The organism is Pseudomonas guariconensis, assembly GCF_015680235.1.
Classification (GTDB): Bacteria; Pseudomonadota; Gammaproteobacteria; order Pseudomonadales; family Pseudomonadaceae; genus Aquipseudomonas; species Aquipseudomonas guariconensis_A.
Genome location: NZ_JADLJL010000019.1, coordinates 64,368 through 77,311 on the forward strand (window position 1 = coordinate 64,368; position 12,944 = coordinate 77,311).

Below are 12,944 nucleotides of genomic sequence, written 5' to 3' on the forward strand. Positions count from 1 at the left end.
GTGACCAGTATGCAAAGCGCGCAACCGCGCCTGGATGTTGATGATCCGTTGCTCGATGGCCTGCTGATCCTGTGCAGGCTGCATGGCTGCACGGCCAGCCGTGCCGGCCTGTGCAGCGGGCTGCCCCTGGCCGACCAGCGCCTGCCCCTGGCGCTGCTGCCCCGCGCCGCCGCGCGCGCGGGCTTGCAGGCCAGGGTGCTGCAGCGCGAGCTGGCCGCCATTTCAACGCTCAACCTGCCGGTGCTGCTGCTGTTGAACGATGGCCGCAGCACGGTATTGCAGCGTTGGGGCGAGGATGGCCGGGCATTGCTATTGCCCTGCGAAGCCGACGGCGGTGAACAATGGGTCGAACGCGACGCATTGGAGCAAGCCTACGCCGGCCAGGCGCTGTTCGCCCGCCCGCGGCATACCCTGGAAAACCTGCGCACGCCGCTGATGCCCCGAGTCGATGCCTGGTTTCGCGACACGCTCAGGCATTCACGCTGGCTGTATGGCGACGCCTTGCTGGCGAGCCTGCTGATCAACCTGCTGGGGCTGATGGTGCCGCTGTTCGTCATGCAGACCTATGACCGGGTGGTGCCCAACCAGGCCCTTTCGACCCTCTGGGTCCTGGTGGGCGGGCTGTTCGTCGGCACGGCGTTCGAACTGGTGCTGCGCATGGTGCGCGCCCATCTGCTGGACCAGGCCGGCAAGAAGACCGACCTGATTCTGTCGGCGACCCTCTTCGAACGCATCACCGGCATGGCCATGAAGGCGCGCCCGGCCACCATCGGCGGTTTCGCCCAGAGCATCCACGACTTCCAGGGCCTGCGCGAATTCCTCACCGCGGTGACCCTGACCAGCATCATCGACCTGCCGTTCGTGGTGCTGATGCTGCTGGTGATCGGCCTGATCGGCGGCTGGCTGGTGCTCATCCCGCTGCTGGCCTTCCCGCTGGCCGTGGGCTTCGCCCTGCTCATCCAGGCACGCCTGCGTGACACGGTGCAGAAAAGCCTGAGTCTGGGCTCGGTACGCCAGGCCCTGCTGATCGAGACCCTAGACGGGCTTGAGACCCTCAAGGCCTGCGGCGCCGAGAGCGAGCGACAATACCAGTGGGAACACACCAACGGCGCCATCGCCCGCCTCGACGTTCATGCCCGTAACCTGTCCTCCTTGGCCAGCAACGGCACGCTGTTCATCCAGCAATTCTGCGGCATGGCCACCATCGTCGCCGGGGTCTACAGCATCATCGCCGGCAACCTCAGTGTCGGGGCCCTGGTCGCCAGCTACATGCTCGGCAGCCGCGTGCTGGCGCCCCTGGGCCAGATCGCCGGGCTGATCACCCGCTACCAGCAGGCCCAACTGACCATGCGCAGCACCGATGCACTGATGGCCCTGCCCCAGGAACGCCAGGCCGAGCACCAGGCGCTGGAACACACCACGCTGCACGGCGGCCTGGCCCTCAACCATGTCAATTTCCGCTACCCGGGGCAGAACGCCCTGGCACTGCAGGACGTGCGCCTGAGCATCCAGCCGGGCGAGCGCATCGGCATCATTGGCCGTAGCGGCTCGGGCAAGAGCACCCTTGCCCGCATGCTGATGGGTTTTCACCACCCGGACGAAGGCCAGGTGTTGCTCGACAACCTGGACCTGCGCCAGCTGGACATTGCCGATCTGCGCAGCCAGATGGGCTACGTGGCCCATGATCTGCCGCTCTTGGCCGGCAGCCTGCGCGACAACCTCACCCTCGGCGCACGCCACGTCAGCGACGCGCGCATGCTGGAAGTGGCCGAGCTAACCGGCGTCAGCGAGCTGGCGCGCCTGCATCCACTGGGCTTCGACCGCCCGGTGGGCGAACGCGGCCAGCTGCTTTCCGGCGGCCAGCGCCAGGCCGTGCTACTGGCCCGTGCATTGCTGCTGGAGCCACCGATTTTGATCCTCGACGAGCCCACCAGCCACATGGACAACAGCAGCGAGGAGCAATTGCGCCAACGCCTGCTGGCATGGGTGCCAGGCAAGACCGTGCTGCTGGTCACTCATCGCACATCCATGCTCAGCCTGGTAGATCGCCTGCTGGTGCTGGACAACGGCAAGATCGTTGCCGACGGTCCCAAGGATGCGGTCGTCGACGCCCTGCGCAAGGGCCGCATCGGCGCGGCGCTCTAGGAGGTTCCCATGGCTATCGAGCCCAGTGTACGCAGTGACCTCCCGCGCTTGGGCAAGCACGCCGAGCGCGACTACATGCCGGAGCTGGCCGGCGCGACCTTGCAGGACTCCCCGCGCCTGTCACGCCTGACGGTGTGGCTGGCTGCCGGCCTCCTGCTGGTGGCCTTGGCCTGGGCCAAGTTCGCGGTGATCGACGAGGTCACCGTGGGCGAAGGCAAGGCCATCCCTTCGAGCAAGGTGCAGGTGGTGCAGAACCTGGAAGGCGGCATCGTCACCGAGATCTTCGTGCGCGAAGGGCAGATGGTCGACAAGGGCACGACCCTGCTACGCCTGGACGATACGCGGTTCTTGTCCAACAAGGGTGAAAGCGAGGCCGATCGCTACGCCCTGACCGCGCAGGTCGAACGTTTGTCGGCCGAAGCCGAGGGGCACCCGCTGGTGCTGTCGGACGAAGTCCGCGCCAAGGCCCCGCAAGTCGCCGAGGATGAGGTCGCCTTGTACGAATCGCGCCAGCGTCGCCTGGCCAGCGAGAAACAGACGCTGAACGAACAACTGCGGCAGAAGACCCAGGAGCTGGCCGAGTTCCGCTCCAAGGTCGAGCAGTATCGTTCGGCTTTGGGGCTCTTGCAGCAGGAGCTGAACATGTCGACGCCGCTGGTGGGCACCGGGGCGATTTCGCCGGTGGAGATCCTGCGCCTGAAACAGCGCACGGTGGAGGCGCGCGGCCAGCTCAACGCCACCAGCCTGGCGATACCACGGGCGGAGGCGGCAGTGGCGGAGATCAAGAGCAAGATCCAGGAATCCGACGCGACCTTCCGCTCCGAGGCAGCCAAGGAGCTCAACGACAAGCGCACGGAACTGTCGAAGATCACCGCCTCGAGTATCGCCATCGACGATCGGGTCAACCGCACCACGGTGGTGTCGCCGGTGCGTGGGATCGTCAAGTTGCTGAAGGTCAACACCATCGGTGGGGTTGTGCAACCGGGCAGCGACCTGGTGGAGATCGTGCCGATCGAGGACAACCTGCTGATCGAGGCCAAGGTCCGGCCGCAGGATGTAGCATTCTTGCATCCGGGGCAGGCGGCGATGGTCAAGGTGACGGCGTACGACTACACGATCTACGGGGGGCTCAAGGGCACACTCGAGTTGATCGGCGCGGATACGGTGACCGATGACAAAGGCAACGCGTTCTACCTGATTCAGGTGAGGACCGAGAAGAATCACCTTGGCGGGGACCAGAAGCCTTTGTTGATCATTCCGGGGATGGTGGCGACGGTGGATATCATCACGGGGCAGAAAAGTGTGTTGGATTATCTGTTGAAGCCGGTGCTCAAGGCACGAACGGAGGCGCTTCGGGAACGGTGAGGGCTTGGGCTTGGGGCTTGGGGCTTGGGGCTTGGGGCTTGGGCTTTTAGATTGTGTGAAATTCATTTTCGGTGGTGGCACCACTGGCGCTTTTCGCCTTTACGGCGACCTACTTTTGCTCTTGGGCAAAAGTAGGCAAAAACCGCTGGCTCCTGCATCCAGCCCCTGCGCTACGCTCCGGGGTTCCCTCGCTCCGGCATTACTCCCGGTGGGACGCGGCGAAGGGCCATCCATGGCCCTGCGCCGCTTGCCGGGCATCCATGCCCGGCACCCACCTTCGCAATGCCTCCACTCGGCCTCCTGACGTCGCGTTTGGCGGCGCCTGGGCCGTTGCGCATCGCAAGCAAAGGCAAAGGCAAAGGCAAAGGCAAAAGGTAATGCCGGTCGATTAAGCTATTTGGGACACTTCATTGGGGCTGCTATGCAGCCCATCGCAGCACAAGGCCGCTCCTACAGGATCACGCAAACCTGACCAACGACGGTTTCCTGTAGGAGCGGCCTTGTGCCGCGATGGGGCGCGTAGCGGCCCCATTTGTTTAACTGGCCGGTATTAAGCTATTTACATGATCCTACCAAGCAGCCTGCCTTTGCTTGTGCTACGCAATAGCCCTGGCGCCGCCAAACGCGACGTCAGGAGGCCGAGTGGAAGCCTTGCGCAGGTGGGTGCCAGGCATGGATGCCTGGCAAGCGGCGCAGGGGCCGGATGCAAGAGCCAGCGTTTTTTGGTTACTTTTTGTCACGTTTGACAAAAAGTGACCCGCCGTAAGGGCGCAAAAGTGACTCAGCGTCGATAAAGCAAATGGCTTTATCCCAAAAAACCCAAAACCAACCAGCAACCTACCGATGATTACGCTCAAACGTCTCCCGCCCCATGGCCCTGATCTGCCCCTCGATCAATGCATCGAACGGCTTCAACAGCCCATCGAAACATAACGGCGACTCCAGGACATTCAACGCCCCCACCACAGCCTCGACAGTGGACAAAGCCCCCTCCCCCGGCGCCTTGCGCAACCGATAGCGCGATGCCCCCACCTCCCCGAGCGTCACCCGCGGCAACGCCGCCAACAACGGATTCAGGTACAGCAGCTTGCGCGCCTTGCGCCAGGTACCGTCAGGCACGATCAGCAACAAAGGCAACTCGTCACCGCCTCCGTAAGCCTGCAGGACCACAGCCCCGTCACCCGGGAACAACACCACCGGCCGATACCCAGGTATGGCCAGCAGTAACTCGAGGTCATCGAACACCTCACCCACCCGCAACTCGGCATTGACCAGCCCAAGGGCCGCCAACCGCGCGGTATTCAAGGCATGCGAAGCCTCGCTCGGGTGCTGCAGCACGACCACCCGGGTACGACTGTCGAGGCTGGGAATCAACGGGCAAAGGCAGTGGTCAAGCGGACGCAGGCAGCGTTCGCAGCGGGGTCTGGACATAAGCTTCTCCTTACCCCGCGCAGTGTGCCACAGCCTACGGGCAAAGCCTCCACATCCTTGTGGGGCTAGACGCAGCATCAGCGGTTGAAGCGCTCCGCCAGGCTGTGCAGGTATTCGGCCATGCGCTCCAGGTCCTGGCTGATCTCGGCCCCCTGCTTGGCCTGCCCCGCGCTCTCGTCGCACAGGTGCGCGATACGCACGATCTGCTGGTTGATGTCCTCGGCGACATGGCTCTGCTGCTCGGACGCCGTCGCCATCTGCTGGCTCATGCCGGTGATCCGGCTGACCGCCTGGACGATGCCCGACAATGCCTGCTGCACCGCCTCGACACTCTGCACGCTGTCACGGGAAATCTGCTCCCCGCGGTTGGCCGTGCTTACCGCGCGCTCGGCCCCCGAGCGCAGCGAAGCGATGATCTGGTGGATCTCCTCGGTGGACGCGCGGGTACGCTGGGCCAGCGAGCGCACCTCATCGGCCACCACCGCGAAACCTCGGCCCTGCTCACCGGCCCGCGCCGCCTCGATCGCGGCGTTGAGCGCCAGCAGGTTGGTCTGCTCGGCAATGGAAGTGATCACATCCACCACGCTGCCGATCGACTGGGTCTGCTCGGCCAAGGCATTGACCGCCTGGCCGATATCGTTGACCGCATCGCTCATGCTGCCCATGGCCTTGAGACTCTGCTGTGCCAGGTCGCTACCCTGCTGGGCCAGTTGGTCGGCGTCGCTGGCGGCGTGAGCGGTGCTCTGCACGTTGTGGGTGACCTGCTGGATGGTCGCTGCCATCTGCGCGATGGCCGTGGCCGACTGGTCGGTCTCGCTGCGCTGGCGATCGAGCATCTGTGCCTGGGCATCGGAAAGGCCAGCCGACTGTGCTGCCCGGGATTTGACCCCCACGCCGGCGTCCACCAAACGGGTCAAGGCGGTCTGCAAGCGCGCCTCCTCACTGATGATGGCCAGGTCCAGCTGCCCCTGCAGGCCCGGGTTGTCGCTGTAGGTCAGCGCCACCAACGGGCTGGTGAAAGCCTTGGGGTGCTCGGCCAGGGTACGGCGGATGGCCTGGTTCTGCCGATGTTCGATCCAGTACCAGGCACCGAGCATGCTCGCCATCAGCACACCCAACGCCGCATATTGCGGCAGCCACAGATAGCCAGCCGCCGACACCAGGCCGGCACCGACCAAGGGCAGGCCATGCTGCAGCCCATGCCCCAGGCGCGCGGCCAAAGGCACGGCAGAGCGATTGCTACGCAAACGCGCATAGAGCGCCTCGGCGCGGCGGATCTGATCGCGGCTGGGCACCGAACGCACCGACTCGTAGCCACTGATGCGGCCATTCTCGTAGATGGCTGTGACATAGGCACTGACCCAGTAGTAGTCCCCGTTCTTGGCGCGGTTCTTGACAACGCCCATCCAGGGCTTGCCCTGCTTGATGGTTTCCCACATATGCCCGAACACCGAAGGCGGCATGTCCGGGTGGCGCACCAGGTTGTGTGGCTGGCCCACCAGCTCCTCATAGGTGAAACCGCTGATCGCCACGAACGCATCATTGCAATAGGTGATGCGGCTGTTCAGGTCGGTGGTGGAGATCAGCCGCTGGTCGTTGGGGAAGGTTCTTTCGTGCTCGGTGACGGGCAAATTCATGCGCATCGGGGCGGTCCTTGCATCATGTAGATGATGGGAAATTTCATCAAAGCAAATAGATATTTAGCAGAGTGCCATCACTCCAGTCGCGTGCCTTGGACGAAAATTTACACAGCCTGACGCTATGTTCTAAAAGCGACCTCGCTCAGCTGACGTTGAGCTGCGACTTGAGCAGGTCGCGGAAGGTCTGGATCAACGGTTCCCGGCTCCTGCCACGGCGAATGATCATGGAGAACGGCGCTTGGTAGCCAAAGGTGGCGGGCGACAACACCCGCAGGTCGCCCTTGTCGACCCAGGCCTGGGCATAGTGCTCGGGCAGGTAGCCGATGTAGGCGCCGGAAAGAATCAGAATCAATTGCGCCTCCATGCTTTCCACCGTTGCAGCACTGTGCTTGAACCCATGCCGGGCCAGCTCCGCCTGGCTCCAGTAGCCCCGCCCGACCATGCGCTGCTGGGTGATCACCTCTTCAGGGACCCGGCGCTCGCCGAACAACGGATGCCGATTGCTGCAGTATAGCCAGTGCTGCTCGCGGTAGAGCGGCTGATACACCAGGCCGCTCATACGCGAGGAAAACGCGCCGATGGCAAGGTCCAGGCGATTGTCCTGCACACCCAGTTGCAGCTCATAGGGGCTGGACACCGACAGGTGCAGGTGCACCGCCGGGTGCTCCTGGCTATAGGCGCCGATGGCCTCGGCCAGCGGCAGGGCCCTGTCACCGACCGTGGAATCGATCACCCCCAAATTGAGGGTGCCGCGCAGTTCGCCCTTGAGGGCCGCGGCGTACTGTTCGAAACCATCGAGTTCGGCCAGCAGGCGCAGGGTCTCCTGGTGGAACAGCTCGCCTTTGCTGGTCAGGCTGAAGCCCCCGCGACCACGGTGGCACAGGACGATGCCCAGGGCACTTTCCAGCTGGCTCATATAGGTGCTGATGGCCGAGGTGGAGAGGTTCAGCTCACGCTGGGCATTGGCGAAGCCCTGGTGGCGGACCACGCTGATGAAGATACGCAACAGTTTCAGGTCGGGCAGTGACGAGGCCATGGTGCAGCGGTTCCGCAGGCTGAGGATCGGCAGAGTCTAACCCGCCACCACGCGTTAGTTTAGAAATTCCTGAAGTAAGTATTTGCGTGTAGCGATTCCTCCCGCCCACTACCTTGCGCAGACTTGGCCGCAATGTCCCTGCCCGCCGGCGCCACCCTGCCAGCCAGGCACGCGGCGGCACAGGTTCGAACAAACAGAACAATCGACCGACTGATGAGGCCCACCGTGGAAAAGATTCTCCACCAACCACTGGGCGGCAACGAAATGCCGCGTTTCGGCGGCATCGCCACCATGCTCCGTCTTCCCCACCTGCAAAGCGCCGAAGGCCTGGACGCCGCGTTCATCGGTGTGCCGCTGGACATCGGCACCTCGCTGCGCTCGGGTACCCGCTTCGGTCCGCGGCAGATTCGCGCCGAGTCGGTGATGATCCGCCCGTACAACATGGCCACCGGCGCCGCCCCGTTCGACTCGCTGTCGGTAGCCGACATCGGTGACGTGGCCATCAACACCTTCAACCTACTCGACGCCGTGCGCATCATCGAAGAGGCCTACGACGAGATCCTCGAGCACAACATCATCCCCCTGACCCTCGGTGGCGACCACACCATCACCCTGCCGATTCTGCGCGCCCTGCACAAGAAGCACGGCAAGATCGGCCTGGTGCATATCGACGCCCACGCCGACGTCAACGATCATATGTTCGGCGAGAAGATCGCCCACGGCACCACCTTCCGCCGTGCCGTGGAAGAAGGCCTGCTCGACTGCGACCGCGTGGTGCAGATCGGCCTGCGCGCCCAGGGCTACACCGCCGATGACTTCAACTGGAGTCGTCGCCAGGGCTTCCGCGTGGTGCAGGCCGAGGAGTGCTGGCACAAGTCGCTGGAGCCGCTGATGGCCGAAGTGCGCGAGAAGGTCGGTGGCGGCCCGGTATACCTGTCGTTCGACATCGACGGCATCGACCCGGCCTGGGCGCCAGGCACAGGTACCCCCGAGATCGGTGGCCTGACCACTATCCAGGCGATGGAGATCATCCGTGGCTGCCACGGCCTGGACCTGATCGGCTGCGACCTGGTCGAGGTCTCGCCGCCCTACGACACCACCGGCAACACCTCGCTGCTGGGCGCCAACCTGCTGTTCGAGATGCTCTGCGTGCTGCCAGGTGTGGTGCGTCGCTAAGCAAGGCTGCACATTCCCTGTAGGAGCGGGCTTGCCCCGCGATGGCGATGGCCAGACCGGCCATGCAGTCTCGGCGACCGCCATCGCGGGACAAACCGGCTCCACAAGGGCCATGCAAGCAATACCCCTGGCAGGAGCCATTCGGAAGGGCCATAGAGGCCCGCCAACACAAGACAGGACCGCCGGGCGCCGTGAATCGCCTGACCGGTCGATCTCGCCATAATAAAGATAATCGGGAGACTCCCAATGGCCTTGGACATCATCGTTGTACTGATCTATGCCGCCGGCATGCTCGGCCTTGGCTGGTATGGCATGCGGCGCGCGAAGACCCACGAAGACTACCTGGTGGCCGGGCGCAATCTCGGCCCGACCTTGTACATGGGCACCATGGCCACCACCGTGCTGGGCGGTGCCAGCACCGTCGGTACCGTGCGCCTGGGCTATGTCCACGGGATCTCCGGCTTCTGGCTCTGCGCCGCACTGGGCCTGGGCATCATTGCGCTGAACCTGTTCCTCGCCAAGCCGCTGCTGCGCCTGAAGATCTTCACCGTCACCCAGGTGCTGGAGCGCCGCTACAACCCGATGGCACGCCAGGCCAGTGCAGCCATCATGCTCGCCTATGCGCTGATGATCGCAGTCACCTCGACCCTGGCCATGGGTACCGTACTGCAAGTGCTGCTCGACGTACCGTTCTGGATGGCCCTGCTGTTCGGCGGTGGCGTGGTGGTGGTGTACTCGACCATCGGGGGCATGTGGTCATTGACCCTGACCGACATCGTCCAGTTCATCATCAAGACCGTCGGCCTGATGTTCATCCTGCTGCCGGTGTGCCTGTACAAGGCCGGTGGCTGGGACGCCCTGGTGGCCAAACTGCCGGCGGCCAGCTTCAGCTGGACCACCATCGGCTGGGACACCATCATCACCTACTTCCTGATCTACTTCTTCGGCATCCTGATCGGCCAGGACATCTGGCAGCGGGTGTTCACCGCCCGTGACGAGAAGGTCTGCCAGCGCGCCGGTACCACCGCTGGTGTCTACTGCGTACTGTACGGCCTGGCCTGCGCCCTGATCGGCATGGCCGCCCATGTGCTGATGCCGGATCTGGCCAACCCGAACAATGCCTTCGCCGAGATGATCAAGGGTCAGCTGCCCGAGGGCATCCGTGGCCTGCTGATGGCCGCGGCCCTGGCTGCGATGATGTCCACCGCCAGCGCCGGCCTGCTGGCTGCCTCGACCACCCTGACCGAGGACCTGCTGCCCAAGCTGCGCGGTGGCAAGCAATCGAGCCTGGGCATCAACCGCCTGTTCACCCTGCTCACCGGCCTGGTGGTACTGGGCATTGCCCTGGCGGTGAACGATGTGATCAGCGCCCTGACCCTGGCCTACAACCTGCTGGTGGGCGGCATGCTGATCCCACTGATCGGGGCGATCTTCTGGAAGCGCGCCACCACCGCCGGGGCGATCTCCAGCATGTCGCTGGGCTTTGCCACCGCGCTGTTCTTCATGTTCAAGGATGGTCTGGACGCCAACACGCCGATCTACTACAGCCTGGCGATCGGCTTGGTGAGCTTCGTGGTGGTCAGCCTGCTGTCGCGCCGCCCGGTGGGGGCCGTCAACCTGGCGTGAGCCTTAGCCGGCACGGCCAGGCTGGCATAAACCCGCCATGACTGAAAAGGCCGCTGCATCTTCGGATGCGGCGGCCTTTTCGTTTCAGCGGCGACGCGGTTGGCGCTTGCGCTGCTCTTCGTCGGTAGGGATCGGCACCGGCTGCAGCGGAGGTGGGAGCAAGCCCAAGGCGACAGCGAGGTCGTGGAGCCAGTTGTACATTCGGTTGTTCATAATGCCCCCTTCACGGGTCAGCCTCACGGCGATTCAATCCTGCGATGCTTCATACAGATCATAGCCCCATGTCCTGTATTACGCATGCTTCTGTTCCTACACATAAGGGCGAGTTTGACGCGGATCAAGCGCAAACGCTGCCTGCCGACGGTCGGTCAATTGTTTCCCCTTGTTGCACATCGATCCAGGCCTGCAGGTTGGCGCCACACATGCCCTGACGCCACATCAGCCAGGTGACCGCATGGTCGAAGGGTGCCTGCAGGCGGTGGGCACGAACCTGGTCACGGCCCGGCAGACTGTCGAGCATGGACTGCGCCATCAGCGCCACCCCGGCCCCGGCGATCACACAGGCCAGCATGCTCTGGTACGACTCGATCTCCATGACCCGGCCCATGGGCGTATGGTCATGGGCATACCAGGCCTCCAGGCGCATGCGATAGGAGCAGCCCTGACGGAAGGTGAACACCGCCTTGCCGGCCACGTCCCGGGCACTGCGCACCGCAGGATGCTCAGGTCGTGTGATCAGCACCAGCACCTCCTCGCACAGCGGTACACCATCCAGGCCGGCCAGGCTCGGCGGGCCATCCACCAAGGCAGCGTCCAGGCGATGCGCCAGCAGCCCTTCGAGCAACTCACCGCTGGGCGCCGCCCGCACCTGCAGGTTCACAGCTGGGTAGGCCTGGTGATAGCGGGCCAGCAAGGTCGGCAAATGAATCGCCGCGGTGCTGTACATGGTGCCGAGGGTGAAATCGCCGGCCGGCTGGCCGCCCTGCACTGCGGCCACGGCCTCGTCACGCAGGGCGTGCAGGCGGTTGGCGTAATCGAGCAGAACCTTGCCCGCCGGCGACAGTTGCAGGCGCTGGCGCTCGCGCAGGAACAGCTCGACGCCCAACTGCTCCTCCAGCTGGCGCAAGCGGGTCGACAGGTTCGACGGCACCCGGTGCAAGCGTTCGGCGGCCCGGGTCACCGACCCCTCTTCGGCAACGGCCTGGAAGATACGCAGTTGGCTGAACTCCATGACTTTCTCCAAAACAGAACAACTTGATCATCATTATTCAATTTTTTTGAAAGTCAATCCGCCCTACCCTGCCCTCTATCGTTTTCACGGGTTCAGGAGTTGCCGCATGTCTCCCTTCGTACAACTGTTGGCCAGCGCCGTGGCCCTGATGATGGCCATGGGCATCGGCCGCTTCGCCCTGACTCCGCAGTTGCCGCGTCTGATCGCCGAGGGCCAGTTCGACCTGACTGCCGGCGGCCTGGTGGCAGCCGCCAACTACCTGGGCTACTTTCTCGGCGCAGTGGACGGCATGTTCGCCCGCCGACCGGCCCAGGTCCGCCTGCGCCTGCACGCCGGCCTATGGCTGTGCGTATTGCTGACCCTCGCCTCCTGGGCGGCCCACGGCTTCTGGAGCCACCTGCTGCTGCGCTTCGGGACCGGCGTGGCCAGTGCCTGGGTACTGGTCATGATCACCAGCCTCAGCCAACAACTGGCCGCCACCCACGGTCGCCCTCGCCTGGGAGCGCTGGTATTCGCTGGACCCGGCATCGGCATCGCCGTCACCGGCCTGCTCGCCCTGGGTGCCCATTTGATGGAGCAAGGGTCGGCGACGTTGTGGCTGGTCTATGCGGTAGCTGCCCTGGTGATGCTGTTGGCCGTGCTGCCCTGGTTGCCCCGGGCGCAACCAGCCACGGCGGTTGCACGCGCGCTCCACGATGACGCCACCCAGCCGGGCATCGGGCGATTGGGGATGGTCTATGGGCTATACGGCATCGGCTACATCCTGCCGGCGACCTTTCTGTCGCAGATGGCCAGCCAGCAGTTCCACGGCCAGTGGCAGGCCGACCTGTTCTGGCCGGCGTTCGGCCTGGCGGCTGCGTTGGGGGTCGTGCTGGTCAGCGTGCGGCGCCCGGTTCGCACGTCCCGATGGTTGAGCGCGACGCTCTGGCTACAGGGCCTGGGGGTATTGGCCTGCCTGTTGGGCAACGGGTTCGGCCTGGCCTTGGGCGTGCTGCTGTGCGGCGCGCCGTTCCTGGCCTGCATGCAGTTGGTGATGCAGCGCTCGCGGGAACTGGCCCCTCATGCCACCCAGCGCAACGCCGGGCTGCTCACCGTCTGCTTCGCCCTCGGCCAGCTCAGCGGGCCGCTGCTGGCGGCAGTGAGCACCCATTACGGTGGGAGCCTGCAACCTGCCCTGCTGCTTGCTGCGAGTGGGCTAGGGGTCGCGGGAGTGCTGGTGCTGGTTGGCCAGCGTCGGGGGCGGCTTCAGCCCGCCGGGCGTTGTGCTTCGGCTTGATGACGCCGGGGCTGCCTT

The 12,944-nt window shown here is 64.5% G+C and carries 9 protein-coding genes and 2 pseudogenes; 5 read left to right on the forward strand and 6 right to left on the reverse strand.

What is annotated here, in order from left to right; translation table 11 throughout:
- Positions 1 to 9 precede the first annotated feature (9 nt).
- Positions 10 to 2,145, forward strand: coding sequence for a type I secretion system permease/ATPase (locus IRZ56_RS14635; protein WP_196145603.1), 2,136 nt, complete (start codon positions 10 to 12; stop codon positions 2,143 to 2,145).
- A gap of 9 nt (positions 2,146 to 2,154) precedes the next feature.
- Positions 2,155 to 3,510, forward strand: coding sequence for an HlyD family type I secretion periplasmic adaptor subunit (locus IRZ56_RS14640; RefSeq protein ID WP_196145577.1), 1,356 nt, complete (start codon positions 2,155 to 2,157; stop codon positions 3,508 to 3,510).
- Between the two features lie 837 nt (positions 3,511 to 4,347).
- Here the strand turns inward: IRZ56_RS14640 and IRZ56_RS14645 are convergent.
- The 4 genes and pseudogenes from IRZ56_RS14645 to IRZ56_RS14655 all read right to left on the reverse strand — a co-directional run bounded on the left by IRZ56_RS14645 (position 4,348) and on the right by IRZ56_RS14655 (position 7,617).
- Complete coding sequence (locus IRZ56_RS14645; RefSeq protein ID WP_196145578.1) at positions 4,348 to 4,941, reverse strand: tRNA-uridine aminocarboxypropyltransferase; 594 nt, start codon at positions 4,939 to 4,941, stop codon at positions 4,348 to 4,350.
- A gap of 77 nt (positions 4,942 to 5,018) precedes the next feature.
- Positions 5,019 to 5,999, reverse strand: a pseudogene (locus IRZ56_RS23510) (methyl-accepting chemotaxis protein); the annotation flags it as partial.
- A 303-nt stretch (positions 6,000 to 6,302) separates the two neighbouring features.
- Positions 6,303 to 6,584 (reverse strand): annotated as a pseudogene (locus IRZ56_RS23515) (PAS domain-containing protein); the annotation flags it as partial.
- 139 nt (positions 6,585 to 6,723) lie between these two features.
- Positions 6,724 to 7,617: a LysR family transcriptional regulator gene (locus IRZ56_RS14655; protein WP_196145580.1), complete on the reverse strand. Its 894-nt coding sequence runs from the start codon at positions 7,615 to 7,617 to the stop codon at positions 6,724 to 6,726.
- Between the two features lie 225 nt (positions 7,618 to 7,842).
- Here IRZ56_RS14655 and speB point away from each other — a divergent pair, with 225 nt between their 5' ends.
- Together speB and IRZ56_RS14665 are read left to right on the forward strand one after the other, a co-directional pair.
- Entirely contained in the window at positions 7,843 to 8,793 is a 951-nt protein-coding gene (gene speB / locus IRZ56_RS14660; RefSeq protein ID WP_043209365.1) for an agmatinase, read from the forward strand.
- 246 nt (positions 8,794 to 9,039) lie between these two features.
- Positions 9,040 to 10,419, forward strand: coding sequence for a sodium:solute symporter (locus IRZ56_RS14665; protein WP_196145581.1), 1,380 nt, complete (start codon positions 9,040 to 9,042; stop codon positions 10,417 to 10,419).
- 84 nt (positions 10,420 to 10,503) lie between these two features.
- Here IRZ56_RS14665 and IRZ56_RS23245 read toward each other — a convergent pair whose 3' ends face one another.
- Both IRZ56_RS23245 and ptrR read right to left on the reverse strand, forming a co-directional pair.
- Complete coding sequence (locus IRZ56_RS23245; protein WP_256543834.1) at positions 10,504 to 10,632, reverse strand: PA1414 family protein; 129 nt, start codon at positions 10,630 to 10,632, stop codon at positions 10,504 to 10,506.
- A 124-nt stretch (positions 10,633 to 10,756) separates the two neighbouring features.
- Positions 10,757 to 11,650: a putrescine utilization regulator PtrR gene (gene ptrR, locus IRZ56_RS14670; protein ID WP_196145582.1), complete on the reverse strand. Its 894-nt coding sequence runs from the start codon at positions 11,648 to 11,650 to the stop codon at positions 10,757 to 10,759.
- Positions 11,651 to 11,756: 106 nt separating this feature from the next.
- On the opposite strand from ptrR, the gene IRZ56_RS14675 reads away from it, so the two are divergent.
- A complete protein-coding gene (locus tag IRZ56_RS14675; protein ID WP_196145583.1) occupies positions 11,757 to 12,926 on the forward strand; it encodes an MFS transporter in 1,170 nt (389 codons plus the stop codon).
- The last annotated feature ends 18 nt before the right edge of the window (positions 12,927 to 12,944 follow it).